The organism is Hymenobacter sp. UYP22, from assembly GCF_040547285.1.
GTDB lineage: Bacteria > Bacteroidota > Bacteroidia > Cytophagales > Hymenobacteraceae > Hymenobacter.
On record NZ_JBEPPK010000020.1, the window covers coordinates 79,532 to 105,555 of the forward strand.

Below are 26,024 nucleotides of genomic sequence, written 5' to 3' on the forward strand. Positions count from 1 at the left end.
AAACCCTTCCTATCCCTCACGCAACGGGCCACGCCGGAAAGCAAGTCTGCTGTCTTCACTCCCGTTAGTCATTACGACTGCAGGCCCGCTTTTTCCCTCCCGCCCAAATACCAGAATTAGTGCCCCAATGCTGCCAAACGAAATCGGGAAACGATTGGGGCAGTGGGGGAAAAAGGCGGCATAAATCTATGTAAAAAGCGCGTTAATAAATGTATATAATGCAACAGTAAAGGCATGATTTGCGTTTAATAAGTATATAACAACACACACAGCAGCAACCGATTATCATGAAAAAGACCACGAAAGCCGCCGCCAAGAAAGCCACCAGCAAGGCCACCACCGCCCGCCCCGACGTGTACCAGATTGTAACCGACCGCATCATTTCGGCCCTCGAAGGCGGCATCATTCCGTGGCGCAAGCCGTGGAACGCGGTTTACGGCTTGCCCCGTAACTACGCCACCGGCCGCGTTTACAGTGGTGTCAACCTGTTTTTGCTGCATTTCAGCGGTGCCCTGCCGTTTTTCATGACGTTCAAGCAGGCCCTCGAAATGGGCGGTAATGTCCGTAAGGGTGCCAAAGGCCATCAGGTGGTGTACTACAACGTTTCCACCCGCGAGAACAAGCAAACCGGCAAAGAGGAGAAAATGCCCTTTCTGAAGTATTACACTGTGTTTTCGGTGGAGGATATCGAAGGCATTGCGTTTGATTTGCCCAAAGTGGAGAAGCGCGAATTCACCCCCAGCGAGGTAGCCGAAGGTATTGTGGAGGCGTGGGACGGTAAGCCCGCTATTCAGCACCTGCACCAGCGCGCCTACTACTCCCCTTCGCTGGACTTTGTGAATATGCCCAAGCCGGAGACGTTCACCGCGTCGGAAGGCTACTACCAAACCCTTTTCCACGAACTGACCCACAGCACCGGCCACAAGGCCCGCCTTGACCGCGCCGACCTGACCGCCGGCGAAGGCAAGCAGAGCCTGAGCTATGCCCGCGAGGAGCTGACCGCCGAAATGGGCGCTTCGTTCCTGAGTGCCGCCGCCGGCATTGCGACCGAGCAGACCGAGGAAAACGCCGTGGCCTATATCCAAAGCTGGTTGGAGCGGCTGAGAAATGATAAGCAGCTAGTCATCAAAGCCGCCAGCAAGGCCCAGAAAGCCGCCGAGCTGATTCTGGGTCACACCACCGAGCCGGACGAGCCGCAGGCTCAGGAGCAGCCCGCCGAGCAGCTGCAGCAGCCGGAGCGCGGCGCGGTGATGGTGGCCGCCACGAGCGAGGCAGCACCCGAGCTTGACGCCATCGGCCGCGAGTACGCTGCCGCAGAGTTGAGCTGGCTGGCCGCCGCTTAGCTCTCAGGGCCGGGGTAGCAGCAAAGCCGCTGCTACCCCAAAGCTCCTAGCCCTAGCCATAATTCTAGCCCTAGCTCTAATTCTAGTCTCTTTCCTGATGAAAGCCAGCGAAGCCCCCACCATTCAGCACCCCAGCTGGAACCAGTACCGCAACCGGATAATAGCCGCCATCGCCGACGTGGAGGTGATGATGCAGCAGCTTGGTAAAGGCATTAACAGCGAGGTGCTGACCGAGGAGGTAGCCGAGCGCCTGATGATGGAAATAGACACGCCCGAGGCGTATGAGACTCTGCTAAAGCTGGTTCGGGCGACCCGAGACATAGCCCGCGAGGGCCTGCGCATGACCCGCGAGGAGCAGGGAGGCCAATACGCCTTGCTTCTCGTATGATTCCCTTCTCCTGTCCATCTTATGCTACCTACCCATGCCAGAATATAAGGATTTAGCCGTCGGCGAGGCCGTGTATTACCCCTTTGAGAAGGCGGTAGGGCTGATTTATGAAACCTATACGTTCGTTGACGGACCCGACCACCGGCCCGGCGTTTCGCTGCTGCTGAGCGACGGGCGCAACGTGGGCGGCTTCAATGCCGAGGAGGCTGACCAGTACCTGGTGCCGCTGGGTGATACGGGTCTGCGCTACGAATTTGCTGACGTCGGCCAACTGGCCGGCGACTTCCGGCGCGGCGTGTTTGCCGAGGCCTTCCACAACGCCCACGTCCTGCACCTCTCGCGCACGTTGGCCATCGCCCCGCAGCGCTAGGCCGCCGGCCGGGCCTGACTAGCCCGGCCGCTTCTTCATCCCTAACCAGTACCCCGATGAGCCAAGCCGAGAAATTCGCCCCCATCGCCCTTACCTACGCTGCGCAGCAGGCATATTTAGCCATTGAGCAGCAACCCCGCAATAAGGCCGAAAAGCAGCTGCTGGAGCAGGCGCGCCGCTATGTGCAGGCCCACAGCCACCAGAATGATTTGCGCGACCTGGCCGGCGCAATCCGGGAACTGATGGGTGACGCTTACCAGGTAGGGTGCGGCAGTTGCCACATCTGGATTAAGCGTACCCCTGCCGACGCCGGGCAGCGCGGCCCGGAACGGCTGGCCGTTGTCGCTGACCGGCTGACTACGGCCTACCGGGATTGGTTCGAGCCCAGGGTGCCCAGCGGCCCCCGCCGCAGCATCCGCACCGAGCAGGGCTTGCCCGTTGCCGGTGTTCCAATCACTACCAGCATCCCTACGCGATGAGCATAGAGTGTGCTGACGGTAGCTTATGTTCCAGCTTTAGCACTAGATTGTCACATAAACATTACAGGCATTTGTTGTTGAGAAAAAGCGACTTTTCTCTTTAACCACAATTCATCCAAGAATAATAGCATTTATGAGAAACGCAAACAGCATCGTCAAGGATGAAAAGGGAAGACGGATAATTGAGATTGAAGGTGATTCGCAAGGAAAACTGGTTCTCTTGGATTCTAAAAAATACAAGTATGTTTTTGCAAGCGGTGACGAGTTAATCCCTCACCCCAATGGAGGGTGGAAGTTAGTGGATGCAGAGAGTGAGATTGAACTACCGAATGGCGGTGATTGGAAGATTAAATTTAGTGATGGCTCCAAATTGTTTCCGATACCATATAAGGACATAATATCTGGCGAGTGGGTGCTTCTAAAGGGCTCAGGGCTTTTGACAGGCGAAATCATGGTTTACACAGGCGGTAGTCTATTCATGCCAGGAGGATTCTTTAAAATGAAGCCTAAGCATGAAAAAAATAGAAGACAAGCCTTTGAAGACTTACCACGGGCTAAAAAGAAGGATTATGACGATGATGAGGATGATGAAGACAAAATCATGCGCTCTTTTGATAGCGGCGATGGCGATAGGTTTGGCTTCTAGTCCGATATAGATTGTTTAATAGCTCTACACCTAAGTCTGTTAGGAAGGAAAGGGCCATAGTGTGTAAGTAGTTGCTTGCAGCAAACTGCCGAGCGCAGCAGCCTTCCCGGTTGTTGCGCTCTTTTTTTGCCCATTCCAGCGGGGCAGTGGGGGAAATGAGGTATAAAATACGCAATTAAAAATGTATAAAATGCATCTATTTTGGTGTGATTTGCGTTTAATAAGTAAGTAGGAAACGCACCTAAACCCCTTTCTGATATGGAAATTACCTCCGTTCCCCAGCTCGCCGCGCACCCTATCGTTCTGGTTGGCCCGCACCTTTTCAATCTGTCCAATGTGCAGATGTTCTACGGCGGTGCCGGTGCCGACCTGACCGTGGCCGCATGGTGGAAGAAGCTCCCCGCTACCGTGTTTCTGCAAGTCACCCAGCGCGGCGATGCCTTGTTGGCAACGACGGTCGGCGTAACCGCCCGCGGCCAGGTGGTGACGACGCCGGCATACTACTTAGGCCCGTTCCGCATCGAGGGCACCGAACGCGTATTCTCTACCGTCCGGGAGCTAGGCGAGTACCTGTTGGCCCAGCGTACCGCAATGGTGCCGACTGAGGACACCGCCACGGTGCTGGGGCTGGATGGGAGCCTGACCGAGATACGCCCGAGCAAAGGCAAAACCTTCAAATTCGACCAGCTACGGCCCCTTATCGGCGCTGATACGCTGGACATTCACTATTTCCAGCACGGCCCGCTTGCCGGCTATATTCTGGTAATCGACGACAACGGCAAATACAGCGGGGCCGCGCTCAATTTGTTGGCTACGGCCGCTTGGTTTGATACCTACCCGCCCGAGCAGTACAGCCCGATTGATGTAGTAGTCGGCACCGTTGTTCTAATGAAATCCGAGCAGCTGCGCTAGTTGCTCCCGGTAAGAAAGCCGCCCCCGACCGGGCGGCTTTTTCGTGCCCGTTCCGCAGAAACTCACTGATAAAAAACGCATAAATAAATGTACGAAGTGCATATATTTAGGTATAATTTACGTTTAACAAGTATAGCAAAGCTGCTCACCCTTTAGCCCTCTTTCTATGCTGACCGCCCCCACTCCCGCCCCCGTTGCCACGCTTTCCAATGCTGGCCTGATGCTGATGGTACAGTCAGCCCGCAGCAACCTACGGCGCGTGCTGAACCACCCGGCTTTCACGCCGGAGCGCCGCCAGAAGGCCGAGGACCTGATTAGCAAATCCACTGACGCGGCCCAACTGATGAAGTGGAAGGCCCGGGCCATTGCCGAGAGCGAGAAATGGGAAGACGCTCAGCTTGAGAAAGAAGCCCGTGAGTTAGGCCCAGCCGCTCACCCCAACTACCTCTATTAGTCCCTACCCAAGTCCTTACTCCGATGAAAAAGACCAGCCCAGAAATGCCCGCTTCCAACCAGCCAGTTTACCATTTTCAGCACCGCGAGAACGGTAGCCTTATTGTAGTCCGGGGCGAGTTGTCCGATTTCTATGGCTTCTATGATATAGAAGAGTTTGCCGGCACCGACCAACAGGATGCCGCGCAGCGGGCCGATGCTGGCAACTGGAAAGACCTTACTGACTTCTTGTACTTGGAAGTGCCCGCCGAAGGGGCACCGCGGATTCTTGAACTCGTCGCCGGCACCGTTGACCAGGTGCAGGACGTGACCGCCCAGCACCCCGGCCCGTTTCGCATTCCGGGGCGGGTGCCCTTCACGGCCACTGACCAGGCCGACGAGTACGCGACGCTGAGCGACCTGGCTGCTGAAATAAAGCCCCAGCCCGCGCAATACCGGGGGCGCATCGTGGCGCAGGGCGGGCTACTCCGGTGGTTTGCGTTTGAGGAAGAGATGGGCGGCAGCGGGGAATGCCCGTGGGAGCCGGTAGAGTTGAACTTGGGCACCTACCCGCACGATTCATACGCCTACCATTCCGGCAAGCGGGCCACCCCGGAGCAGGGCCAGGGCTACGGCACCGTGACCCTGTGGCAGCAGCCAGACGGGGCGCAGCGGTACTACGTCGAAATAGCGCCCATTGAGGGCCACGCCTTTCCCTATCTCGTAGCGCATACACTAGCAGAGGTGCGCAGCTGGTATGATTTCCGGTTCACGCCCCATTCCCCGCCGACAGTCTAGCCAAACTGGCCCATCCCCCGCACACTGGGAGTTGGGCCAGTTTTTTCTTCCCCACTGCCCCTATTTTGTTCGCCAAGGAATGGTGGGGCGATTACTTATTTATACAGTGCCGGCCGGAAACAGACAGCAGTTGAGGTCCGATAGCAACGAGTGAGATAATTTGTTAGGGCAACTGCGCCAACGGGCCATATTTTGCCGTACTCCCCAATGACGAATTTACCAGCGCATCAAGCAAAGAGGTAACTTTCCGGCTGGTATTACCCTTCATCCTCCTTATGGCATCCACTTCCGCGCCCGCGCCCATTTCCTTTAAGGTCACGTTAGACAATACCGACCTGACCATCAAAGCCTCGACGCTGGCGGAACTGCTGGACGGAACCCGGATGCTGAAAAAGGATATTGTCGCCCTGTGGAACATCAATCCGCGCACTTACGATAAGCGCCACGACCAGCCGGGCGGCATGACCCAGGATGAGCTACACAAGCTTGCTGCAGCCCTGAAAGTGCCGTACTTAGATATTGCCAAGCTAGTGTATCAGGAGTGTGCAGCCGACCCCAACGCTCGTAAAACGCCACTCAACAAGGCCGAGTAACATCTTGTGCTGCGATGAGCCTTGACGACCTGCTAGTTCCCCGGCACCCTCTCCCGCGTCTGCACGAACAGCAGGTGCAGGCGTTGCAGCAACTGCCGGAAACAGAACGCGCCGAGCAGGCGCAGCTGCTGCGCGTGGGCAATGCGGCGTACCGCTACCACCAGCTAGCAGATGGCCACCTCACGGAGGCCGACTTTCAGCACTGGCTGGCCGGGCTGCCGCCCCGGATGCATCAGGCGATGACTGTCGCCGGTTTCGCGGCGGCAAATAGCAGTTGGGCTTTTCGACGACACGTGCTGGAACGCCGCGACCTTGGGTACACGGCCTTTATGCAGCAGCAGCTTTCGGCAGAGGATTGGGCTTTCCTGCAACAGCAGGATGCCGAGTCAGATTAGCGTGATGGTACTACCCAACGGCATAAGAAGGTCAAAAAGCCCGCGGAATTCGCAGGGGATAGTGCGGCAGGTAACGCAAACCGGGCAACCTCCCATCGGAAGCTGCCCGGTCGAATTACATAATATACCTGAGTGAGCTAGTTTTTCACTTGCTTGGCCAGGTCATCAAGGGCCGCCTTAAATTCGGGCGTGTCGTACTCGGCCATACCGTCGTGGCGGGCGGCCACTTGCCCATCCGGGCCCAGAATGACCGTAGAAGGAATGGAGTTGGAGTCGAATGGCGGGGCCAGGGGGCCGGCGGGGAAATATACCGGGAAGGTATAGCCCTGGCGCTTGAGCATCGCCTGGGCCTTGGCGGGGTTCTCATCCAGCGAGAGCATCACGAAGGCTACCTTTTTCGGGTCCATTTTCTTGTACAATGCGTGAATGCCGGGCATCTCGGCCACGCAGGGCGGGCACCAGCTAGCCCACAGGTTGACGAACACCACCTTGCCTTTGAGGTCACTCAGGTTGACGGATTTTCCATCTAGCGTGGTCAACGGCAGGCTATGCGGATAGGTGGCCGTCCCGCCCGTCGGCGTGATGGGCGCGGCTGCCGAAGCCCCCGTGGCTACCGGCACTTCGGCCTTCCACAGGCCGGTGGCCAGCAGGCCGCGCTGAATACCACCCAGAACCGGAGTGCGCAGCGGGGTGAACAAAACGAGGGCAAACAAAGCCAGCGGCAGCCACTGGAGAAGATTCTTACGATTCATGGTCAAAGGATTTAAGAGCGCAACACTAAACAAATGACAAAACGTTCATATATCAAACCCCAGCGGGCTTGCCCTTCGCGACCGTGAGGGGCTGGCCGTCGGGCACCTGCTCACCGGCTTCCCGGACTAGCTCATCGCCGGGCTGCAGCGGCCCAAACACCACCACGGTGTCGCGGCTGAGCAGCTGACCTTTGCGCACGGGCACCCACTGGGCCCGCCCCTGCTGCACGCGCACTACCTGAGCCTGCTTGGGCGCGTCTGGGGTGGCAAACACGGCCGAGGTGGGCACGGCGACGGCTTTTGCTTCGGTGGGCAGGGCCACCAGCACCTGGGCGTACATGCCCGCTTTCAGGCGGCCGTCGGCATTAGGCACATCCATCTCCACCAACTCCGAGCGCACCGATTGGCTCAGGCGGCTGGCATTGCGGCGGAACACGCCGGTGAAGGTCTGGCCGGGAAAGGCCGGCACGGTGAACGGCACCGAAGCGCCGGGCTGCAGCCACTGGCCGGCCGCAGCTTCGGGCACGGCCACCTCCAGGCGCAGGGTGCGGCTGTTTTCCAGCGAGAAAAGGGGCGCGCCCGGCTGGCCCCCGCCCGGCCCCACCAGGGCCCCGGCCGACACGTTGCGGGCCGTAATGGTGCCGCTGAACGGAGCCCGTACTACCAGGTAATTGCTCAGCTCCCGGCTGGCCTGCAGCTCGGAATAGGCGGCCTGCACGTTGGCCTGGTCGGCCTGCATTTCGGCGCGGGCCCGCTCCAGGTCATTGGGCGAGATGGTGCCCGGCTCCTGGCTGGTGCGCAATAGCCGTTCGTAGCTGGCCCGGGTGCCGGAGAGCTTGGCCTGTGCGGCCTGCCAGCGCGAGCGGGCGCGGGCCAGCTGGGCGGCCAGCTCGGGGGCTTCGAGCACGGCTAGGGTCTGGCCTTTGCTCACGCGCGAGCCGCGGTCCACCAGCACCTGCTTCACAAAAGCGCCCACGCGGGGAAACAGGTCCACTTGCTCGTAGGGCTTGAGCTCGGCAGGCAACCGCAGCCGGCGCACGGCCGGGGCGGCGCTCAGCCGGAAGGTGGTGACGGCGGCCGGCGCGGCCGGCGTGGGCTTCTCGGCCGCAGGTTCCGAAGCACCAGACGAGCAGCTACTGAGCGCGCCGCTCAGCAGCAGGCCCGCCGCTAGCAGGAACGTGTAGCGGGGCGATTGGGCAATCAATTTCAGGAAGGCATTCATAAGTAGTCAGTCTGGAAAAAGAGAAGGTTAAGCAGCCTGCCGGGTGCGGGCGGGCAGCATGGATAGGGACTCGTAGCCCACCCGGCGCATGGCCCAGCCAAACACGTGGGGCAGGACCAGCAGCGAGGCCAGCGTGGAGGCGATGAGCCCGCCGATGACGGCCTGGCCCAGCGGGGCAATCTGGTCGCCGCCCTCGCCCAGGCCCGAGGCCATGGGCAGCATGCCGGCAATCATGGCGATGCTGGTCATCAAAATGGGCCGGATGCGGGTGTCGGCGGCCAGGCGGGCGGCCAGCCCCACGTCGCGGTGCTCGTGGCGCAGGTGCTCGGCGCTGGTGATGAGCAGAATGGCATTGGCCACGGACACGCCCACCGACATAATCATGCCCATGTAGGACTGCAGGTTGAGCGTGGCCCCGGTGGCCAGCAGCAGCAGCAGGGAGCCGGCCACCACGGCTGGCACCACCGAGAGCACCACCAAGGAGAGGCGGAACGACTGGAAGTTGGCGGCCAGCAGCAGGAAAATGACCACGATGGCCATGCCCAGCCCGGTCTGCAGGCTGCTCATGGTGTCCTCGAGCAGCTGGGGCTGGCCCACCAGGTTGGCCACTACCCCGCGGGGGGGCTCGCCGGCTTGTTGCAGGGCCTTACGCACGGCCTTTGCGGCGGTGCCCAGGTCCCGGTCCTGCACGTTGGCCGTGATGCTCACCAGCCGGTAAGGTCCCTGGCGGTCAATCTGGCCGGGCATCATGCGGGCCGAGACGGTGGCCACCTCCCCAATGGTAGGGCGGGCCTGCCCGGCCTTGACGGGCAGCGCCTCCAAATCCTGGAGCTGGGTGAGCTGGTCTTCGGGCAGCTGCACCTGCACCTGGTAGCCCAGGCCGGACTTGGGGTCGAGCCAGAGGTTTTTGCTGGTGAACCGCGAGGAAGAGGTGGCCGCCACCACCGACTGGGTGATTTCCTGGCTGGTGAGCCCGAACTGGGCGGCCCGCTCCCGGTCCACGTCGATGCGCAAAGCCGGGTACTGCAGGGGCTGGGCAATCTGCACATCGCGCAGGTAGGGAATTCGCTTTAGCTCGGCCAGCACCTTGCGGGCGTGGCCGGCGGCTTCCTTCAGGTTTTTGCCCCCCACGTTCACCTGGATGGGCGTGGGCGCCCCGTCGCTCATCACTTTTTCCACCAGCTCGATGGGCTCAAAGCTTAGTTGCAGGCCGGGCCGGGCCTCTTGGATGCGCTTCCGCAGGCGCTCCTTGAGCTGGCCCAGGTTCACGTGCACGCCCTCTTTCAAGGCCACCTGCATTAGGGCTTCATGGGGGCCGGCCGTGAAGACGAACACGGAGTTAACCGCGAAGCTGGCCGGCTGAGTGCCCACGAAGGTGGAGGAGATTTCCACGTTGTCGGGGCCAACCTCCTGGTTGATGATGGCCTGCACGGCCGCCACCGTCTGCTCGGTTTTCTCCAGGCGGGTGCCCACCTTCTCGCGCAGCCGCAGCTGAAACTGCCCGCTGTTGGCCTGGGGGAAGATGTCGGTGCCGATGACGGCAAACCCCGCTCCCACTACCACTACCGACAAGGCCAGGTAGCCCAGCACCACGCCGCGCTGTCGGCCTTGGGCTCGGGCGAGCAGGCGCTGGTAGCCGGCCTGGAAGCGAGCGAAAAAGCCGGGTTTTCCCTCCGGCTCTTCATGGCTGTGCGCCCCGTGGCCGGCGGCCGGTGCGTGGTCTTTCATCAGCCAGTTGGCCATGACCGGCACCAGCGTCTGCGAGAGCAGAAACGAGGCCACCATGGCAAAGCCCACGGCCAGCGACAGGGGCAGAAACATCGCCCGCGGCACGCCTTCCATAATCAGGGCGGGCGCGAATACGGCCAGGATGCAGAGCAGAATCAGCAGCTTGGGCAGGGCAATTTCCCGGGCCGCGTCCCAGATGGCGTGGGCCTTGGGTTTGCCCCGCTCCAGGTGCTGGTGAATGTTCTCGATGGTCACCGTGGCCTCGTCCACGAGCACGCCGATGGCCAGCGCCAGCCCCGACAGGGTCATGATGTTGAGAGTCTGCCCGAAGAGCTTGAGCAGAATCACGGCCGAGAGCACCGAGAGCGGAATGGTGGTAATGACGATGAGCACGCTGCGCCAGTCGCGCAAAAACAAGAGCACCATCAGCCCGGTGAGCACCGCGCCCAGGATGCCCTCCGTAACCAGGCTCTTGAGTGAGTTGGCCACGTAAGTAGACTGGTCGAAGGCGTAGCTGAGCTTCACGTCCTCGGGCAGCAGGGCCCGCAGGGTGGGCAGCTTATCCTTGACCTGCTGCACTACTTTGAGAGTGGAGGCGTCGGCCTTTTTGATGACGGGCATGTAAATAGCCCGCTTGCCGTTGATGACGGCGTAGCCCGTCGTGACGTCGGCGGCATCTTCCACCGTGGCCACGTCGCGCAAATACACACCCGGCCCAGAACCCGTGCGCAGGGGCGCGTCCAGAAAATCGGCCGGGTTTTCAATCAGCGAGTTCACCGGGGCCATGTAGGCCACGTCGCCCATCTTCACGTTGCCAGCCGCCGAGGGCTGGTTGCTGCTGACGATGGCCTTGACCACGTCGTCGGGCGTGAGCTGGTAGCCCCGCAGCTTGGCCGGGTCGGCCTTGACCACGATGGTGCGAATGTTACCGCCGAACGGGGCCGTGGACGTGACGCCCGGAATGGTGGTGAACATGGGCCGGATGCGGCTGGCGGCCAAATCCTGCAGCTGGGTCAGGGAGCTTTTCTCGCTTTCCAGCACCAACTGGCCCACGGGCAGGGAGCTGGCGTCGAATCGCACCACCTGCGGGGGCAAGGTACCGAGCGGCATAAACGCCGTGGCCCGCGACACCTGGGTAGCCACCTCGGCCGCGGCCTGGGCCATGTCAGTGCCGGGATAAAAGGAGAGCTTGATCAGCGTCAGGCCCTGGATGCTCTTGGTTTCAATCTTCTTGACCCCGGATACGAAGAGGAAGTTGTTCTGGAACTGGTTGGCCATGAAGCCATCGAGCTGCTCGGGGGAGAGCCCGCCGTAGGGCTCGGCCACGTAGATGGCCGGCACGTCCATGCTCGGGAAAATGTCCACGGCAATGTCGCGCACGGCGGCGAAGGCGAAAAAGAGGATGGCCAGCATGGCCACCACCACGGTAAGGGGCCGCTGCAGGGCCGACCGGATAAGTTCGTACATGCGGCTAGGGGGTTACGTGGGTGAAAAAGAAGGAGAAGTCGCCGGCGGCCGCGCTTTGCAACAGCACGGCCTGCCAGGCGGCGTTGGCCGTGAGCACCTGGTCCTGCTCGGCCTGCTGCAGCCCGTACAGGGCCTGCGTCAGGTCGACCACGGTGGCGAGGCCCGAGTTGTAAAGGGCCAGCTTCTGGTGGTAAGCCTGGCGGGCGGCCGCGAGCTGCAGCGGGGCCTGGCGGGCGCGCTCGGCGGCCAGCTGCCGGCGCTCCTCTGCCAGCGTGGCCTGGTTGCTGAGCTCCAGCTGCTGCTGGCGGTGCTCGGCCTGCAGGCCCTGGGTGCGCAGGTTTTCGGCCTTGGCCTGGGCCTGCACGCGGGGCCAGTCGAGCAGGTCGAATACCACGCCCACGCCCACGGCGTAGTTGAAGCGCGTGGGTGCGGCCCCGCCCAGCCCGTAGTCGGTCTGGCCATCGTAGCCCAGGCCGGAGCCCCGGCCCCAGGTAGCACCCAGCAGGGAAAGCCGGGGCCGGTACTGGCGGCGGATTACCGTCTCGCGGGCCTGCCCCAGGTCCACGGCCCGCTGCTGCAGCCCGAGCGTGGGGTGGGGGGCGACCGGCGGCACCAGCGCGGGCGGTAGCGTGTGGTTGTAGAGCGTGTCCGGCTGCCAGGTGGTGCCGGGCTGGCCCAGCAGGGTAGAGAGGCGGGCCTGGCGGTCGGCTTCCTGCTCCTGGGCGCTGAGCAATGCCAGCTTCGACTGGGCCTCAGTGGCACGGGCTTGCGTGCTGTCTACGCCCGGGCGCAGGCCGTTCAGGGCCAGCCGGGTGATGGTCTTTTTGAGTACGGCTACCCGGCGCACGTCCTGCTCACGCACTTGGCGCAAACTCTGGGTAGCCAGCAGGTCGAGGTAGGTCTGGGCCACCCGCAGCTGCTGGGTGAACAGCTCGTTGTCGGCATCAGCCTGGGCGTAGCCGCGGGCCGCTTCGGCGCGGGCCCGCTGGGCCGGGTACTGCCCGAAGGTGACCGGGCTCCACTCCACGAGGGCCGTGCCCATACTGCCGAACACGGCGTTGTAGGAGTTGACCCCGCTCAGCGAGCCGCTGCTGGGGATGATGGTGCCGATGGGCAGCATGGTGCCCGCCACGGCGTTCGTGGAGCCGTAGCTCACCTGCCCGCTGAGCCGTACGGAGGGCAGGCGCTGGGTTTTGGTTTGGGTGAGGTCGGCCTCGGCGGCTTGCACCTGGTAGGCTTTGGCTTGCAGGTGCGGGGCCTGGGTGCGGGCCAGCTCCAGGGCTTCTTTTAAGGATAACGGCCGGCCCGGTACCTGGGCGTGGCTGGCCGTTGTCGCCAGCAGCAGCGTGGCGGCCAGCAGCCAGCGGCCCGGCGGCACCAGCCCCTGGGATAAATGACAAAAAGAAAACATGGCTGAGAGAAGTCAGGACAGAAATCCGGGCCGGGCGCGCAGAGGCGTAGCCGGCCAGTTGACAGGCAGATTTGCTGGGGCTCTCAGGAAAAAGCGGGGCTGTTCGGTGGCCGGTGGCCGGGGCAGCAGAAAGGTGCCACACAAGGTGGCAGGCCGGTCAGGGCATAAAAAAACCGGTCATCGCCCCTACTGGCAGGGGCAATTAACCGGGTACAAACCCGGCTCCACTGCGCATTTTCCTAAGAAAAGCGAACGGGCGGAGCCTTGTTGGGGTGGTTGGCAAACGACTGCTCGGGGCCGGCATTCGGGCCGCGGGCAGGGTTGAGCGTGGGCTCGTCGGCCGGAATCAGGAAGCCGAAATACAGGGCCGGAAAGTCATCGCCCAGCGCGAGGTCGAGCGGCAGCAGCTTGGCTTTCGCTACCGGCGCGTGGTCGGCCTGCGGGTCCGCCTGTACGGTCTGCAGCTTCTTCTTGCAGAGGCCGGTCTGAGGTGGTGCCTGCTGGCTGCTATAGTCCGTAGGCGGTGCCAGGACCCGGGCAGGCAGTGGCTGGCAATGCAGGTAAATACCCGCATAGAGCAGCAACAGCAGATGAGTCAGCAGACGAGACATAGACCAACGGGACCAGGTGCAAAGGTGCACACTTTTGCCGGAACGCAACCGGGGCAAAGGCACAGCGACCCGCTGAAGGGTTGCAGCCCGCCCCCGGATATGCCCCCGGTTTCATACTATCTGCCCTCGTCAATAGCGGTCCGGTCGGCTGCTACCGGCCACCTAAACTGTTGGGTACTGTACCCTGCCGACAGTCCCCGTTAGCCCTGGGGCGTTACGTTGAAAAAATTGCCCACCACGGCCGACAATGCCATAGCCAGCACCCCCCAGAAGGTTACCCGGGCGGCCGCTTTCAGCACGCTGGACCCACCTACGTAGGCGGCCAGCCCGCCCAGCGCAGCCAGAAACAACAGGGAGGTAATGGAAACCGTCCAGCTCAGATAAGTCGCCGGGGCCACCAGAATGACCAGCAGCGGCAGCGCCGCGCCCACGGTAAACGTAGCCGCCGACGCCAGCGCCGCCTGAATGGGGTTGGCGCTCATGGTTTCGGAAATGCCCAGCTCCTCCCGGGCGTGGGTACCCAGCGCGTCCCGGGCCATCAGTTGCTCGGCCACCTGCGCGGCCAGGTCCGGTTCCACCCCGCGCTCCACGTAGATGGCGGTGAGTTCCTGGTGCTCCGCGTCGGCATCGTTGATTAACTCGGCCTGCTCCCGGGCCAGGTCCGCCGCTTCCGTATCGGCCTGCGAGCTGACGGAGACGTATTCGCCCGTCGCCATGGACATGGCCCCGGCCACCAGCCCGGCCACGCCGGCTACCAGCACACTCTCCCGCGTGGCGCTGGCGGCAGCCACGCCCACCACCAGGCTGGCCGTGGAGATAATGCCGTCGTTGGCCCCGAGCACGGCAGCCCGTAACCAACCAATCCGATGCGTGCGATGCTGCTCCAGGTGTCTCATAGGGAAAGGGAAACGGGGTGAGGCCTTCTGTACGAACGAGCACGAATGAAGGACATCATGACCCTCCGGCCGAATCGTCTAACGCTGATTTTGTAGGAACCAGCCGCTCACTTCGCCGCCATCACCTGCACCCGTGCCAGCGTGGGCGGCGCCACGGTGCCGCGTCTACGCATCCCCGCCTCCACTACCTCCGTCACACCCTTGTCCAGCTTCTGGATATTCTGGCCCTTCGCGAAGGTGGTGTAGCGGTGGATGCCGCTGAGCATGCCGTTGTGGGTGACCACCCGGTAGCGGCGCTGCGGGTTGAGCGGCTGCCCGTTTACCTGCACCCCGCGCACGCGCTGGCCGGTGGGTTGGTTCAGGTCGCCCGTCCAGTCCAGCCCGCTGGACTGCAGCAGGCCGCCCACGCGGGCCAGGTCGTTGCCGGGGTTCTGGTTGGTGGCCGTCTGCTCCAGCAGCTCCAGCACCTGCGCGCCGGTCAGCTCCAGCGTCACCACTTTGGAGGGGTGGGGCAGCAGGGTATAGAGCATTTCGCGGGTGATGGGGCCGGGTTCCAGCGACACGCCGTAGCCTACACCCGGCAGGAAAGCCAGCTCGGCGCCGGTGGCTTCGCGCAGCAGCTCGCCGGCCAGTTGGTCGAACGGGCTGGCCGACTTGTACTGCCGCCCGATGCGGCCGGTAGCCGTGGCCAGCACCGCTTCCAGCTGCGCTTTGTGCGGGGCCCGCAGCGAGTCCACCAGCTGCGCTATCTTCGACTCGGCGGGGTATTCCGTGGTCCAGAGCGTGGGCGCGATGCCCTCCACGCTGGTCACCTTGCCTTCCTGCACCTGCACGGTAAGCTGGCCCAGCACGGCCGCGTCCGACAGCGCCTGCACTACCCACACATTCCCAATGTGGCGGGGCGGGGCAATCCGGTCGTGGGAGTGCGCCCCTACGATCAGGTCGATGCCCGGCACCTCCCGCGCCAGCAACTCATCCACCTTGGTGCCCTGGTGGGAGAGAATCACCACCACATCGGCGCGGGCGCGCAGGCCGGGCACGTAGCGCCGGGCCGCCTCCAGGCCGCTGCCGAAGGTCAGCTCCTGGGTGTTATCGGGGTTGCCGGTCTGGGCCGTGTTGTGGTAGGCCAGCGCCAGCACGCCCACGCGCAGGCCGCCCACGGTAAACACCTGGGCCGGTTCGCCCAGAAACGTCTGGCCCGTCGCTTTTTCCGTGACGTTGGCCCCGCGCATGGGAAAGCGGGCCAACTCTTGCAGTTCGCGGGTGCGGGCCGTGCCGTAGTCGAAGTCGTGGTTGCCCAGGGCCATGAACTGGTAGCCCAGCGCGTTCATCAGCCGGATGTTGGCCGCGCCCTTGGTCAGGTTGGCCAGCAGGTCGTCGCTGAACGTGTCGCCCCCATCCAGCAGCAGCACGTTGCCGGCACCCCGCTCCTGCCGGACCCGCTGCACGGCCGTGGCCAGGTGGGCAAAGCCGCCCACCTGGCCGGCGCGCTCAAACGAGGACGGGCTGCGGCCCGCGTCGCCGGTCTGCGCGGTAGCATTGCCGGGGCTCACGGCGAAGGGTCGGTGCCGGCCGTGGATATCGTTGGTGTGCAGAATAGTGAATGAGCCACTGGCTGACTGAACAGGCGGCCGGGAAGTGGAGCCCTGGCAACTGCTCATGCCCCAGGCCGTCGCTAGTACCAGACTGCCCAGCGCCACTCCGCGCCACGCGCCTAAAAACCGCGAGAAAGAGGCGCCAGGCCGGTTATGCGAGAAAACTGACATGTGAAAAGAATTTTTTTGGAACCAAAGAGGAAGGCAAGCTTGTATACATGAACAAATGAACATACATTTGTAGCACCTTATGAAAACGACCACTGCCACCGCTCCTGCCGACTTGAATCTGACCACTGAGAAGATGGAGAAGGTGGCGTTCATTCTCAAGACCACGGCCCATCCGACGCGCATCGCCATTGTGCAGCTGCTCGCCAACCAGGAGCGCCTGTCCGTGACCGAACTCAGCGAAGAATTGAATATCGAGCAGAGCTTAGTGTCCCACCACTTGACCGGCATGAAGCTTAAGGGCATCCTGAGCAGCCACCGCGACGGCAAGAATATCTTCTACGCCCTGAAGATGCGCGAAGTGGTGGACGTGATTCAGTGCCTGGCCGGCTGCACGTTCCTGTAGGGAAGCCGGCTTTTTTTGCTAAAATACATGAACAACCTTTCATAACTACATACGTTCACCCGTTCACGCATGTTACATTACCTCGGCTACTTCGCGGCTATTTTCATCGGCCTTTCGCTCGGCATCATGGGCGGCGGGGGCTCCATTCTCACGGTGCCGGTGCTGGTGTACCTGATGGGCGTGAGCCCGGTGCTGAGCACGGCTTACTCGCTGTTCGTGGTGGGCTCTACCTCCGTAGTAGGCGCCTGGGGCTACTTCCGCAAGGGGCTGGTGTCGCTGAAAACGGCCGTGGTCTTTCTGCTGCCCTCGCTGCTGGCCGTGTTTGCGGTGCGCAAGCTGCTGATGCCCGCCATCCCGCACGAACTGTTCACCGTGGGCAGCATCGTGTTCACCAAAGATTTGCTGGTGTTGGTGGCCTTTGCCGTGCTGATGGTCGTAGCCGCCACGTCGATGATTCGCAGTAAGCAGGCCGAGGTCGTGCTCGACGAGGAGTTGCACCAGAAGCACGCGTTCAATTACCCGCTGGTGCTGGGCATCGGCCTGGTGGTGGGCACGCTCACGGGCTTCGTGGGCGCCGGCGGCGGCTTTCTAATTATTCCAGCCCTGGTGCTGGGCGCGCGCCTGCCTATGAAGCTGGCGGTGGGCACCTCGCTGGCCATCATTGCCCTGAACTCGCTCATCGGTTTCACCGGCGACCTCAGCGCGGGCACGCCCATTGCCTGGTCGTTTCTGGCGGGCTTCCTGGCCTTCGCCCTCGGGGGCATCGTCCTCGGTACTTACCTGGCCCGCTTCATTCCCGGCGCTAAGCTCAAGCCGGCCTTCGGCTGGTTCACACTGGCCATGGGTACGTTTATTCTGCTGCGCGAGCTGGTCTTCACCTCCTAAGCCGCTGACCCTCCCCCCGGCAGTTCTCGTTTTACTCCTTTTCCTGCGTTGCTTTCTTCTCGCTTCCACTCACCTCCCAACCGCTTTACGTCATGAAAATCGAACAGTTTGAAGACAAGGGCCTGGCCCATTTCTCCTATGCTATCCTCAGCGAGTCGGCCCGCGAAATCGTGCTCATCGACCCGGCCCGCAACCCGCAGCCCTACTACGACTACGCGAAGGCCAACAACGCCAAAATCGTCAGCATCATCGAAACCCACCCCCACGCTGACTTCGTGTCGTCGCACCTCGAAATTGCCCAGGCCACCGGCGCCGTCATCCGCGTGAGTAAGCTGCTGGGAGCCGATTACGCCCACGAAGCCTTCGACGAAGGGCAGGAGTTCACCGTCGGTAAGCTCACGTTCCGGGCCCTGAACACGCCCGGCCATTCCCCCGACTCGATCAGTATCGTGCTCAGCCGAGAAGGAAAGGACGAAGCCGTCTTCACCGGCGACACGCTCTTTATCGGCGACGTGGGCCGCCCCGACCTGCGCGAAAGTGCCGGCAACATGACTGCCAAGCGCGAGGAGCTGGCCCGGCAGATGTACCACTCGCTGCGCGACAAGCTCATGCCGCTGGCCGGCACGGTGCTCGTATACCCCGCCCACGGCGCGGGTAGCCTCTGCGGCAAGGCCCTGAGCGGCGCCAACAGCAGCACGATTGCCGATGAGAAATTTGGTAACCCCATGCTGCGGGAGCTGAGCGAGGCGGAGTTCGTGAAAGAGCTGCTGGCCGACCAGCCCTTCATCCCCAAATACTTCGGCTACGACGTGGCCCTCAACAAAGCCGGCGCGCCCGACTACGCGCCGAGCGTGCAGCAGGTGCCGCGCCTGACCGCCGGCGCAAAGCTGGAAACCGGTGCGGTCATCATCGATTCACGTCCCGAGGCCGAGTTTAAAAAAGGGCACGCTGAAGGCGCTATCAACATTCAGCAGGGCGGCAAATTTGAAACCTGGCTGGGCTCGATTGTCGGCCCCGAGGAGCCGTTCTATCTCCTTGCGGCCGACGAGGCCACGCTCGAAGACCTGATTCAGAAAACGGCCAAAATCGGGTACGAGCCGCTGATTAAGGGCGCGCTGGTGGGCACGCCCGCTACCGAGGCCACCATGCCCGTGCTGGACGTGGCGCAGTTCCGCCAGCATCCCGAGCAGTACACCATCGTGGACATTCGTAACGCCACCGAGCACCGTGACGAGCCCATTTTTGCTGGCTCCCTCAACATTGCGCTGCCCGAGCTGCGCGAGCGGGCTGGTGAGATTCCGACCGATAAGCCCGTGGTGGTGCATTGCGCCGGCGGCTACCGCTCGGCGGCCGGCTCCAGCATCGTGGCCGACGCGCTGCCCGGCACCAAAGTGCTGGATTTGAGCGAAGCCGTGAAATCCTTCCAGTCGGCTGCGGCCGCACACTAATTCCGCCGGAGGGTGCCGCCGCCCAGCCCTGGCCGGGTGGCAGCTACGCTCCTGCCTTCACTCTCTAATTCTGTTCCCGCCATGTTTGGTCTTTTTAATTCCGCTTCCAAAGCCTATCAGGACTTGAAGCCCGCTGACTTTTCTGCCGCCGTGCGTCAGCCCGGTATCGTGCTGCTGGACGTGCGCCGGCCCGACGAGTTTGCCGGCGGCCACCTGCCCGGCGCGGTCAACCTCGACGTCACCGCGCCCGACTTCGCCCGGCGCGTAGCGGCCCTGGATAAAACCCGGCCCACCTACGTGTACTGCCGTAGCGGGGCCCGCTCGGCAACGGCCGCAGCCCAGCTCACCGGGGCCGGCTTCACTACCGTGGCCAACCTGCTGGGGGGCGTGCTGGACTGGCCCGAAAAGCTGGTCCGCTAGACCGCTTCCTTTTCCCCTCCTGATTTATCAAGGACTCCGGCCGGCCGCTGCTGCAGGCGGGCCGGAGCTCTATTCCCTTTGACTTTCTGACTTCATGCTTGAATTACTTCGCCAGCCCTGGCCCTGGTATATCGCCGGCCCCCTCATTGGCCTGACCGTGCCGGCCCTGCTGCTCATCGGCAACAAAGCGCTGGGCATCAGCTCCTCGCTGCGCCACGTGTGCGCCGCCTGCGTGCCGGCCGGCATCCCGTTTCTGACCTACAACTGGCGCGCTGAAATCTGGAACCTGTGGTTTGTGCTCGGCATCGGCCTGGGCGGCTACGTGGGCTACCAGCTGCTGGGCCACCCCGACACCATCGCCATTTCGGCCGAAACCGTGCGCGACTTGAAAGCGCAGATGGGGTTGACCGATTTCTCGGGCCTGCTGCCCAAGGAGCTGTTTGCCCTGGAAAACCTCTCCAACTGGAAAGGCTGGGTGTTCTTGGTACTGGGCGGCTTTCTCGTCGGCTTCGGCACGCGCTACGCCGGCGGCTGCACCTCGGGCCACGCCATTTCGGGCCTCTCCAACCTGCAGTGGGTGTCGCTGGTGGCCGTTATCGCCTTCTTTGTCGGCGGCCTGCTCATGACCTGGGTGTTTTACCCGATGCTGTTCTAATCCTTCCCCACCGCCCCATGCCTACTAGCCTGCCTGCTGCCGCCGAGTTCTGGGATGCCCGCTACGAAAGCGAGGCCTACGCCTACGGCACCGAGCCCAACACCTACTTCCGTCAGCAGCTGGATAAGCTGCCGCCCGGCCGCCTGCTGCTGCTGGCCGAGGGCGAGGGCCGCAACGCGGTGTACGCCGCCCGGCGCGGCTGGCAGGTAACGGCCATGGACTTCAGCGACGAGGCCCGCGCCAAAGCCCAGCGCCTGGCCGTAGCCCAGGGCGTACACCTGGACTACCAGGTGGCCGATATCACCAGCCTGGGCTGGCAGCAGCCCGGCGCCTATGATGCCATCGGCCTGATATACGCCCACCTGCCGCCCGTGGCCCGCTGGGCCGTGCACGCCGCCGCCGCCCGCAGCCTGGCACCCGGGGGGCACCTGATTCTGGAAGCCTTTAGTACCCGGCAGCTGGGCTTGCCCTCCGGTGGTCCCACGGCGGCCGAGCTGCTCTACGCCCCTGACACCCTGGCCGCGGACTTTGCCGACCTGACGGTGCGGGAAAACCACGAGCTGGGCGTCGTCCTGCACGAAGGCAGCTTCCACTCGGGTCCGGCCACTGTCGTGCGCCTGCTGGCGGTACGCTCTTAACTTCTTCTTCTGTTACTTGACATGAAAAATCTTAAATACCTGGTGCTGGGCGTGTTGTTCGGCATTATTCTCACCAAGAGCGAAGTCATCAGCTGGTGGCGCATCCAGGAGATGTTCCGCTTCCAGGCCTTCCACATGTACGGCGTTATTGGCTCGGCCATTGTAGTGGGCATGCTGTCCATTCAGCTCATCAAGCGCAACCACCTCAAGACCATCAACGGCGAGGAAATCAAGCTGGCTGACAAGAAGTATAACCACGGCACCTGGATCGGGGGCACCATCTTCGGGCTGGGCTGGGCCCTGACCGGCGCCTGCCCCGGCCCCCTGTTTGCCCAGCTGGGCAGCGGCGTGGCCTCAGCCGCCGTGCTGATTCTGGCCGCGCTGGCCGGCACCTGGACCTACAGCGCCCTGCGCGAGCGGCTGCCCATGTAGTTACCGCGGCCTCGCCGCCGGCTCTCCTTATCCCGTTTCTGATGACTCGTTGGTTTCTGCTGGGAGCCGTGCTGCTGGCCAGCGCCCGGCTCAGTGTGGCCCAGTCCCTGGCCCCCGATACGCTGCTGGCTCACCCGGCTCCGGCCGCTCCGGCAGTAGCCCAAGCACAAATGGCTGAAATGCAAGCAGCTGAAGAAGCCGATTCGGTGGCGGCCCGCTCGCTGGGCGAGGCCCTGCGCCGGGGCGAGTTCCACGCCCACGCCCGCACCGTTTTCATGGCCACCCGCAACCGGGGCGCGGCCCCCGACTATTACGCCCAGGGCGTGGGCGCCGGCCTGCGCTACGAAAGCCACGCCTGGCACGGCCTGCGGGTGGGCGTGGAAGGCTTTTTTCTCAAAAACCTGTTTTCCAGTGCCCTGGCCGCCGAGCCCGGCCGCCCGGAAAGCCGCTACGAGTTGGGCCTTTTCGACCAGGAGCATCCCCACCACCGCGAGATTCTGCACCAGGTGGAGGAGCTCTGGGTTAGCTGGCAGCCCCGGGCGGGTCTGCAGCTCACCTACGGCCGCCAGCACCTGGACACACCTTTACTCAACTCCCAGGACTCGCGCCTGAGTCCCAACTTCGTGCAGGGCCTATGGGCGGTGGCCAAAGCCGGCCCTACCACCACGGTGCAGGGCGGCTGGCTTACCCACGTGGCCCCCCGCTCGCTGGACCGGTGGTATACTCTCGGGGAGGCTGTGGGCCGCTACTCGATGGGCGTAGCCCCCGACAGCAGCCGCGCCGCCTACCTGGGCCGCGTGCCCACGCCCGGGCTGGCCGTGCTGGGCGTGCGGCGCACGCTCGGGCCGCACGCCACCGTGCAGGCCTGGCAGTATTTCGCCCCCCGGCTGCTGGCCGCCAGCTGGCTGGAAGGCACGCGCACGTTTGCGCGCCCCGCCGGCCGCTGGACGGCCAGCGGCCAACTGCTGTGGCAGCGCAGCCTGACCGGCCAAGCCGGTGGGCCAACCAATCAACGGTATAACGAGCCCGGCGAGCAGGCCCGCGCCCTGAGCGGGCGCCTGGCCTATCAGCACCGGGCCTGGCAGTACGCGGCGCAGTATACCCGGCTCACGGCGCACGGGCGGTTTTTGTTTCCGCGCGAGTGGGGCCGGGAGCCGTTCTACACCACCTTGCCCCGCGAGCGTATCGAAGGAGCCGGTGACGTGCACGCGCTGGGAGCCACCGTGGCCTGGCAGCGGCCGCACGCGCCCCGGCTGGAAGCGGGCTACGGCTACTTCCGCCTGTCGCGGGAAGCACGGCTCAACAAGTACAGCCTGCCGGACTTTCACCAGCTCAACCTCACCGCCACGCACGCCTTTGCGGGCGCGGCCGACGGTTTGCGGCTGCGCACGCTGTACGCGGCCAAGTGGGGGGCCAACCGGGCTTCCTACCTGCCTGCCCGGGCCATCAACAAAGTTGATTTGCACCACCTGACCGTGGCGCTGGATTACGCGTTCTAACCACTGCTTATTTCCCTTTGCCCTATGCTTTCTCTGCGTTCATTGCTGGCATTGCTATTCCTGACCAGCCTTAGCCTGACGGTTTTCGCCCAAACCCCGGCCGTGCCGGACAAGCCGGCCTTCGTGGGAGCGGTGGCAAAAAAAGCCCGGTACCGGGCCGTGTACCAGCTCGATAGCGACGACCCGAAGCTTATCAGGCAGACGCTGCGCAATATGAAAAACGCGCTGGCTGACCCGCGCCTGCTGGGCAAGCTGCAACTGGAGCTGGTCGTGTTCGGGGGCGGCACCGACGTGTTTCGCAAAAGCCAGCCCTACGAGGCCGAGCTGCGGGCCTTGCAGCAGCAGGGCGTACTGCTGGCCCAATGCCAGAACACGATGAAGGAACGACAGATCAGCCCGGACGAGCTGTTTGCCTTCATTTCCTACGTGCCCACCGGCAACGGCGAATTAATTATCCGGCAGCAGCAGGGCTGGGCGTTGGTGCATCCCTAACTTCCTGCTTCCTTGCCCTATCAACTCAATGGCAACGCCCCAACTCGGTCTGCGTGAAAACTGGCACCAGTTTGCGCTGCTGGTGCTCATCAACGCCTTCGTGGGCGGGATGGTGGGGCTGGAACGCAGCATCCTGCCCCGCCTGGCTGAGCAGGAGTTCCACCTGGTGGCCCGCTCGGCTATTCTTTCCTTTATCGTTGTCTTTGGCCTCACCAAGGCCGTAGCCAACTACTATGCCGGGGTCTGGGCCAATAAGATTGGGCGCAAGAACCTGCTGCTCATCGGCTGGCTGTTTGGGCTGCCGGTGCCGCTGCTGTTACTCTGGGCGCCCTCGTGGGGCTGGGTCATCGCGGCTAATGTGCTGCTGGGGCTGAACCAGGGCCTGGCGTGGTCGAGCACCGTGGTGATGAAGATTGACCTGGTGGGGCCGAAGCAGCGCGGCCTGGCTATGGGCCTGAACGAGTCGGCCGGCTACCTGGCCGTGGCGGCCACGGCCTTCGCCTCGGGCTGGCTGGCCACCGAGTACGGCCTGCGACCCTATCCGTTCTACCTCGGCATCGGGCTGGCGGTGCTGGGTTTGCTGGGCTCGCTGCTGGTGCGCGACACCCGCCACCACGTGGCCCTGGAAGCCGCGCAGGCCCCGGCCACCCCCGCCGGCCCGCCGCTTTCGTTCTGGGACGTGAGCTGGCGGCACCCCAACCTGGGTTCGGTGACGCAGGCCGGCCTGGTAAATAACCTCAACGACGGCATGGTGTGGGGCCTGTTGCCGCTGCTGCTGGCCAGTAAGGGCTTCACCCTGACGCAGATTGGCACCGTGGCGGCTGTATACCCGGCCGTGTGGGGCTTGGGCCAGCTCATCACTGGCCCGCTGGCTGACCGGCTGTGTAAGAAAGACCTGCTGTTCTGGGGCATGCTCTTGCAAGGCGCGGTGCTGCTGGCTATGCTCTTCACCGATACCTACCCCGTGTTTCTGCTGTTGGCGGCGCTGCTGGGGGCGGGCACGGCGCTGGTGTATCCCACGTTTCTGGCCGCCGTGGCCGAGTACTCGCCCCTCCCGCAACGGGCACACAGCGTGGGTATCTTCCGCTTCTGGCGCGATGCGGGCTACGCCATCGGGGCCCTGCTGACGGGTCTGCTGGCCGATGCCTTCGGGCTGCCGGTTGCGCTGGCTGCCATCGGGGGCCTGACGGTGCTTTCCGCTCTGGTCATCCGGCGGCGCATGTACTGCCTGCCCGTGCCGGATGGGCTGGATACGCCCGGGGTTATTTGCATCCGCTCCTCCTCCACCTCCCGGGTTAACAGCACGCTGCTATATCGTTGCCTTAGCCACTAGTATTCCCCGCCCTTGCCGAGCGGCGTGGGATAACCACGGCACAGGATTCCATTCCTCACGGCAACCTTTGCCCGTAAAACTCCGGACGCGCAGTCGTAGTACGTTAGCAAGAAGTCACGCGGGCTACGGCCCGGCTCATGAACCTGGTTTTCCTTGCCCCTATGCCCACCACCCTCTCCCTGTTCCAGCTTAACGACGTGCATGGCTACCTGAACCTGCACCAGGAGCTGTTTTACGGCCCCGCCGGCCCCACGTACCGGCCCTGTGGGGGCTACGCCCGCATTGCCACGCTGTTGCAGCAGTGGCGCCAGCAGTACCCGGAGAGTCTGCTATTCGATGGGGGCGACACCTTCCACGGTACCCGGCCGGTGGTAGACACCCAGGGCGAAATCCTAGTGCCCATCCTCAACGAGCTGGGGGTGGCAGGCATGACGGCCCACTGGGATTTTGCCTACGGCCCCGCCCAGCTACGCCAGCTGGTTGACCAGTTGAACTACCCGTTGCTGGCGGCCAACGTGTATGACCAGACCTCGGGGGACTTGGTATACGCTCCGTACCAGGTCTACGAGGCGGCCGGGCTGCGCGTCGGGGTTATCGGGCTTGCGTGTCCTATCGTCGACAAAACGATGCCTGCCCATTTCGGCGAGGGCTTGCGCTTCACCGATGGTACGCTGGAACTGCCGCGCCACGTGGCCCAGCTACGCCAGGCTGAACGCGTGGACTTGGTAGTACTGCTTTCCCACTGCGGCTTTCCGCAGGATGTAGCCTTGCTGCAGGCGCACCCCGGCGTGGACGTATGCCTGAGCAGCCACACCCACAACCGCCTCTATGAGCCCTTCCGTGCCGGCGACTGCCTGGTTATCCAGTCCGGCGCCCACGGCTCCTTTGTAGGCCGCCTCACGCTGACCCTAGAAGGGGGCCGCGTCACGGCCCACGAGCACGAACTGCGCGAAGTCACGGCCGACCTGGTGCCTGACCCGGGCCTGCAGGCCCGCATTGACGCGGCGCTGCTGCCCTATGCCTACCTGCGGGAAACGGTGGGCGTCACGACTACGGGCCTGCACCGGGGTACCGCAGTGGAATGCCCCATGGATGATTTCCTGCTGGAAAGCCTGCGGGCCCGGGTGCCGGCCGACCTGTACTTTTCCAACGGCTGGCGCTACGGGGCCCCCGTGCCGCCCGGTCCGGTGCGCCTGGAAGACCTCTACAACATGGTGCCCATGGACCCCGAGGTTGAAACCGTGCAGCTGACCGGGGCCGAAGTCCGGCAACTGCTGGAAGCCAATCTGGAAAGCACTTACAGCGGGCAGCCCCTGCACCAGATGGGGGGCTACGTGAAGCGGGCTCTGGGCCTGAAAGCCTACTTTAAGATCGAGAACCCGCCAGGCAGCCGCCTGCAGACCGTGTACGTGCAGGGCCAGCCGCTGGACCCCGCACGCACCTACACGGCTGCTTTCATCACCGCGCAGGGCGTACCGCTCCGCTTCGGGCGGGAGCGGCGCAAGACCGGCTACCAGGGGTAGCGCAAGAGTAAGAACAGAAATTCCCGTTAGGGCCGCCGGGTCGGATTTTGGGCAGGCGGGGTGTCTCAGAAAACGGGCGTTTTTTCG

At 63.4% G+C, this 26,024-nt stretch carries 28 protein-coding genes; 21 read left to right on the forward strand and 7 right to left on the reverse strand.

Annotated elements, in window-relative coordinates:
- Positions 1-287: 287 nt before the first annotated feature.
- The 10 genes from ABIB60_RS21665 (at position 288) to ABIB60_RS21710 (ending at position 6,356) form a co-directional block, all read left to right on the forward strand.
- Positions 288-1,343: an ArdC family protein gene (locus ABIB60_RS21665; protein WP_354582424.1), complete on the forward strand. Its 1,056-nt coding sequence runs from the start codon at positions 288-290 to the stop codon at positions 1,341-1,343.
- A gap of 97 nt (positions 1,344-1,440) precedes the next feature.
- The gene (locus ABIB60_RS21670; RefSeq protein ID WP_354582425.1) at positions 1,441-1,731 is read left to right on the forward strand and encodes a hypothetical protein; all 291 of its coding nucleotides are present in this window, start codon (positions 1,441-1,443) and stop codon (positions 1,729-1,731) included.
- A 34-nt stretch (positions 1,732-1,765) separates the two neighbouring features.
- Positions 1,766-2,101 (forward strand): hypothetical protein, encoded by a 336-nt coding sequence (locus tag ABIB60_RS21675; RefSeq protein ID WP_354582426.1) that lies wholly within the window; start codon positions 1,766-1,768, stop codon positions 2,099-2,101.
- Positions 2,102-2,157: 56 nt separating this feature from the next.
- Complete coding sequence (locus ABIB60_RS21680) at positions 2,158-2,580, forward strand: hypothetical protein (RefSeq protein ID WP_354582427.1); 423 nt, start codon at positions 2,158-2,160, stop codon at positions 2,578-2,580.
- A 133-nt stretch (positions 2,581-2,713) separates the two neighbouring features.
- Complete coding sequence (locus tag ABIB60_RS21685) at positions 2,714-3,226, forward strand: hypothetical protein (protein ID WP_354582428.1); 513 nt, start codon at positions 2,714-2,716, stop codon at positions 3,224-3,226.
- Between the two features lie 258 nt (positions 3,227-3,484).
- Positions 3,485-4,138, forward strand: coding sequence for a hypothetical protein (locus ABIB60_RS21690; RefSeq protein ID WP_354582429.1), 654 nt, complete (start codon positions 3,485-3,487; stop codon positions 4,136-4,138).
- A 166-nt stretch (positions 4,139-4,304) separates the two neighbouring features.
- Positions 4,305-4,592: a hypothetical protein gene (locus tag ABIB60_RS21695; RefSeq protein WP_354582430.1), complete on the forward strand. Its 288-nt coding sequence runs from the start codon at positions 4,305-4,307 to the stop codon at positions 4,590-4,592.
- Between the two features lie 23 nt (positions 4,593-4,615).
- Positions 4,616-5,368 carry a hypothetical protein gene (locus tag ABIB60_RS21700; protein WP_354582431.1) on the forward strand — a complete coding sequence of 251 codons (753 nt, stop codon included), beginning with the start codon at positions 4,616-4,618 and terminating at the stop codon, positions 5,366-5,368.
- Positions 5,369-5,643: 275 nt separating this feature from the next.
- Entirely contained in the window at positions 5,644-5,961 is a 318-nt protein-coding gene (locus ABIB60_RS21705) for a hypothetical protein (RefSeq protein WP_092743615.1), read from the forward strand.
- 14 nt (positions 5,962-5,975) lie between these two features.
- Positions 5,976-6,356, forward strand: a complete 381-nt coding sequence (locus ABIB60_RS21710; RefSeq protein ID WP_354582432.1) for a hypothetical protein — start codon at positions 5,976-5,978, stop codon at positions 6,354-6,356.
- A 137-nt stretch (positions 6,357-6,493) separates the two neighbouring features.
- On the opposite strand, the gene ABIB60_RS21715 is transcribed toward ABIB60_RS21710, so the two are convergent.
- The 7 genes from ABIB60_RS21715 to ABIB60_RS21745 all read right to left on the reverse strand — a co-directional run bounded on the left by ABIB60_RS21715 (position 6,494) and on the right by ABIB60_RS21745 (position 16,209).
- The gene (locus tag ABIB60_RS21715) at positions 6,494-7,108 is read right to left on the reverse strand and encodes a TlpA family protein disulfide reductase (RefSeq protein WP_354582433.1); all 615 of its coding nucleotides are present in this window, start codon (positions 7,106-7,108) and stop codon (positions 6,494-6,496) included.
- 52 nt (positions 7,109-7,160) lie between these two features.
- On the reverse strand, positions 7,161-8,330 hold the full coding sequence (locus tag ABIB60_RS21720) for an efflux RND transporter periplasmic adaptor subunit (protein ID WP_354582434.1): 1,170 nt from the start codon (positions 8,328-8,330) through the stop codon (positions 7,161-7,163).
- 27 nt (positions 8,331-8,357) lie between these two features.
- Positions 8,358-11,525, reverse strand: a complete 3,168-nt coding sequence (locus tag ABIB60_RS21725) for an efflux RND transporter permease subunit (RefSeq protein ID WP_354582435.1) — start codon at positions 11,523-11,525, stop codon at positions 8,358-8,360.
- Between the two features lie 4 nt (positions 11,526-11,529).
- Positions 11,530-12,936: a TolC family protein gene (locus ABIB60_RS21730; protein WP_354582436.1), complete on the reverse strand. Its 1,407-nt coding sequence runs from the start codon at positions 12,934-12,936 to the stop codon at positions 11,530-11,532.
- 239 nt (positions 12,937-13,175) lie between these two features.
- Complete coding sequence (locus tag ABIB60_RS21735; protein WP_354582437.1) at positions 13,176-13,547, reverse strand: hypothetical protein; 372 nt, start codon at positions 13,545-13,547, stop codon at positions 13,176-13,178.
- A 200-nt stretch (positions 13,548-13,747) separates the two neighbouring features.
- Complete coding sequence (locus ABIB60_RS21740; RefSeq protein ID WP_354582438.1) at positions 13,748-14,443, reverse strand: VIT1/CCC1 transporter family protein; 696 nt, start codon at positions 14,441-14,443, stop codon at positions 13,748-13,750.
- Between the two features lie 107 nt (positions 14,444-14,550).
- Positions 14,551-16,209, reverse strand: a complete 1,659-nt coding sequence (locus ABIB60_RS21745; protein ID WP_354582439.1) for a bifunctional metallophosphatase/5'-nucleotidase — start codon at positions 16,207-16,209, stop codon at positions 14,551-14,553.
- A gap of 79 nt (positions 16,210-16,288) precedes the next feature.
- On the opposite strand from ABIB60_RS21745, the gene ABIB60_RS21750 reads away from it, so the two are divergent.
- From ABIB60_RS21750 to ABIB60_RS21800, 11 genes are all read left to right on the forward strand, one after another.
- Positions 16,289-16,612 (forward strand): ArsR/SmtB family transcription factor, encoded by a 324-nt coding sequence (locus ABIB60_RS21750; RefSeq protein ID WP_240737424.1) that lies wholly within the window; start codon positions 16,289-16,291, stop codon positions 16,610-16,612.
- Positions 16,613-16,681: 69 nt separating this feature from the next.
- On the forward strand, positions 16,682-17,497 hold the full coding sequence (locus ABIB60_RS21755) for a sulfite exporter TauE/SafE family protein (RefSeq protein WP_354582440.1): 816 nt from the start codon (positions 16,682-16,684) through the stop codon (positions 17,495-17,497).
- A 92-nt stretch (positions 17,498-17,589) separates the two neighbouring features.
- Positions 17,590-18,945, forward strand: a complete 1,356-nt coding sequence (locus ABIB60_RS21760; RefSeq protein ID WP_354582441.1) for an MBL fold metallo-hydrolase — start codon at positions 17,590-17,592, stop codon at positions 18,943-18,945.
- Between the two features lie 81 nt (positions 18,946-19,026).
- Positions 19,027-19,365 carry a rhodanese-like domain-containing protein gene (locus tag ABIB60_RS21765; RefSeq protein ID WP_354582442.1) on the forward strand — a complete coding sequence of 113 codons (339 nt, stop codon included), beginning with the start codon at positions 19,027-19,029 and terminating at the stop codon, positions 19,363-19,365.
- 94 nt (positions 19,366-19,459) lie between these two features.
- Positions 19,460-20,020: a YeeE/YedE family protein gene (locus ABIB60_RS21770; RefSeq protein WP_354582443.1), complete on the forward strand. Its 561-nt coding sequence runs from the start codon at positions 19,460-19,462 to the stop codon at positions 20,018-20,020.
- Between the two features lie 17 nt (positions 20,021-20,037).
- Positions 20,038-20,658 carry a class I SAM-dependent methyltransferase gene (locus ABIB60_RS21775; protein ID WP_354582444.1) on the forward strand — a complete coding sequence of 207 codons (621 nt, stop codon included), beginning with the start codon at positions 20,038-20,040 and terminating at the stop codon, positions 20,656-20,658.
- A gap of 21 nt (positions 20,659-20,679) precedes the next feature.
- Positions 20,680-21,090 carry a DUF6691 family protein gene (locus ABIB60_RS21780; RefSeq protein ID WP_354582445.1) on the forward strand — a complete coding sequence of 137 codons (411 nt, stop codon included), beginning with the start codon at positions 20,680-20,682 and terminating at the stop codon, positions 21,088-21,090.
- A gap of 41 nt (positions 21,091-21,131) precedes the next feature.
- Positions 21,132-22,589 carry a hypothetical protein gene (locus tag ABIB60_RS21785; RefSeq protein WP_354582446.1) on the forward strand — a complete coding sequence of 486 codons (1,458 nt, stop codon included), beginning with the start codon at positions 21,132-21,134 and terminating at the stop codon, positions 22,587-22,589.
- A 24-nt stretch (positions 22,590-22,613) separates the two neighbouring features.
- Positions 22,614-23,081 carry a DsrE family protein gene (locus ABIB60_RS21790; RefSeq protein ID WP_354582447.1) on the forward strand — a complete coding sequence of 156 codons (468 nt, stop codon included), beginning with the start codon at positions 22,614-22,616 and terminating at the stop codon, positions 23,079-23,081.
- A 28-nt stretch (positions 23,082-23,109) separates the two neighbouring features.
- On the forward strand, positions 23,110-24,414 hold the full coding sequence (locus tag ABIB60_RS21795; RefSeq protein ID WP_354582448.1) for an MFS transporter: 1,305 nt from the start codon (positions 23,110-23,112) through the stop codon (positions 24,412-24,414).
- 161 nt (positions 24,415-24,575) lie between these two features.
- On the forward strand, positions 24,576-25,937 hold the full coding sequence (locus tag ABIB60_RS21800) for a bifunctional metallophosphatase/5'-nucleotidase (RefSeq protein ID WP_354582449.1): 1,362 nt from the start codon (positions 24,576-24,578) through the stop codon (positions 25,935-25,937).
- Positions 25,938-26,024 lie beyond the last annotated feature (87 nt).

Excerpts from the sequence above, each read along its gene's own strand:
- ABIB60_RS21685 (WP_354582428.1), top strand. The coding sequence starts at position 2,714 with ATGAGAAACGCAAACAGCATCGTCAAGGATGAAAAGGGAAGACGGATA.
- ABIB60_RS21705 (WP_092743615.1), top strand. The coding sequence starts at position 5,644 with ATGGCATCCACTTCCGCGCCCGCGCCCATTTCCTTTAAGGTCACGTTA.
- ABIB60_RS21730 (WP_354582436.1), bottom strand. The coding sequence starts at position 12,936 with ATGTTTTCTTTTTGTCATTTATCCCAGGGGCTGGTGCCGCCGGGCCGC.
- ABIB60_RS21735 (WP_354582437.1), bottom strand. The coding sequence starts at position 13,547 with ATGTCTCGTCTGCTGACTCATCTGCTGTTGCTGCTCTATGCGGGTATT.
- ABIB60_RS21710 (WP_354582432.1), top strand. The coding sequence starts at position 5,976 with ATGAGCCTTGACGACCTGCTAGTTCCCCGGCACCCTCTCCCGCGTCTG.
- ABIB60_RS21760 (WP_354582441.1), top strand. The coding sequence starts at position 17,590 with ATGAAAATCGAACAGTTTGAAGACAAGGGCCTGGCCCATTTCTCCTAT.
- ABIB60_RS21720 (WP_354582434.1), bottom strand. The coding sequence starts at position 8,330 with ATGAATGCCTTCCTGAAATTGATTGCCCAATCGCCCCGCTACACGTTC.
- ABIB60_RS21700 (WP_354582431.1), top strand. The coding sequence starts at position 4,616 with ATGAAAAAGACCAGCCCAGAAATGCCCGCTTCCAACCAGCCAGTTTAC.
- ABIB60_RS21785 (WP_354582446.1), top strand. The coding sequence starts at position 21,132 with ATGACTCGTTGGTTTCTGCTGGGAGCCGTGCTGCTGGCCAGCGCCCGG.
- ABIB60_RS21745 (WP_354582439.1), bottom strand. The coding sequence starts at position 16,209 with ATGTCAGTTTTCTCGCATAACCGGCCTGGCGCCTCTTTCTCGCGGTTT.
- ABIB60_RS21675 (WP_354582426.1), top strand. The coding sequence starts at position 1,766 with ATGCCAGAATATAAGGATTTAGCCGTCGGCGAGGCCGTGTATTACCCC.
- ABIB60_RS21725 (WP_354582435.1), bottom strand. The coding sequence starts at position 11,525 with ATGTACGAACTTATCCGGTCGGCCCTGCAGCGGCCCCTTACCGTGGTG.
- ABIB60_RS21770 (WP_354582443.1), top strand. The coding sequence starts at position 19,460 with ATGCTTGAATTACTTCGCCAGCCCTGGCCCTGGTATATCGCCGGCCCC.
- ABIB60_RS21800 (WP_354582449.1), top strand. The coding sequence starts at position 24,576 with ATGCCCACCACCCTCTCCCTGTTCCAGCTTAACGACGTGCATGGCTAC.
- ABIB60_RS21755 (WP_354582440.1), top strand. The coding sequence starts at position 16,682 with ATGTTACATTACCTCGGCTACTTCGCGGCTATTTTCATCGGCCTTTCG.
- ABIB60_RS21665 (WP_354582424.1), top strand. The coding sequence starts at position 288 with ATGAAAAAGACCACGAAAGCCGCCGCCAAGAAAGCCACCAGCAAGGCC.
- ABIB60_RS21775 (WP_354582444.1), top strand. The coding sequence starts at position 20,038 with ATGCCTACTAGCCTGCCTGCTGCCGCCGAGTTCTGGGATGCCCGCTAC.
- ABIB60_RS21795 (WP_354582448.1), top strand. The coding sequence starts at position 23,110 with ATGGCAACGCCCCAACTCGGTCTGCGTGAAAACTGGCACCAGTTTGCG.
- ABIB60_RS21715 (WP_354582433.1), bottom strand. The coding sequence starts at position 7,108 with ATGAATCGTAAGAATCTTCTCCAGTGGCTGCCGCTGGCTTTGTTTGCC.
- ABIB60_RS21790 (WP_354582447.1), top strand. The coding sequence starts at position 22,614 with ATGCTTTCTCTGCGTTCATTGCTGGCATTGCTATTCCTGACCAGCCTT.
- ABIB60_RS21740 (WP_354582438.1), bottom strand. The coding sequence starts at position 14,443 with ATGAGACACCTGGAGCAGCATCGCACGCATCGGATTGGTTGGTTACGG.
- ABIB60_RS21765 (WP_354582442.1), top strand. The coding sequence starts at position 19,027 with ATGTTTGGTCTTTTTAATTCCGCTTCCAAAGCCTATCAGGACTTGAAG.
- ABIB60_RS21670 (WP_354582425.1), top strand. The coding sequence starts at position 1,441 with ATGAAAGCCAGCGAAGCCCCCACCATTCAGCACCCCAGCTGGAACCAG.
- ABIB60_RS21690 (WP_354582429.1), top strand. The coding sequence starts at position 3,485 with ATGGAAATTACCTCCGTTCCCCAGCTCGCCGCGCACCCTATCGTTCTG.
- ABIB60_RS21680 (WP_354582427.1), top strand. The coding sequence starts at position 2,158 with ATGAGCCAAGCCGAGAAATTCGCCCCCATCGCCCTTACCTACGCTGCG.
- ABIB60_RS21695 (WP_354582430.1), top strand. The coding sequence starts at position 4,305 with ATGCTGACCGCCCCCACTCCCGCCCCCGTTGCCACGCTTTCCAATGCT.
- ABIB60_RS21750 (WP_240737424.1), top strand. The coding sequence starts at position 16,289 with ATGAAAACGACCACTGCCACCGCTCCTGCCGACTTGAATCTGACCACT.
- ABIB60_RS21780 (WP_354582445.1), top strand. The coding sequence starts at position 20,680 with ATGAAAAATCTTAAATACCTGGTGCTGGGCGTGTTGTTCGGCATTATT.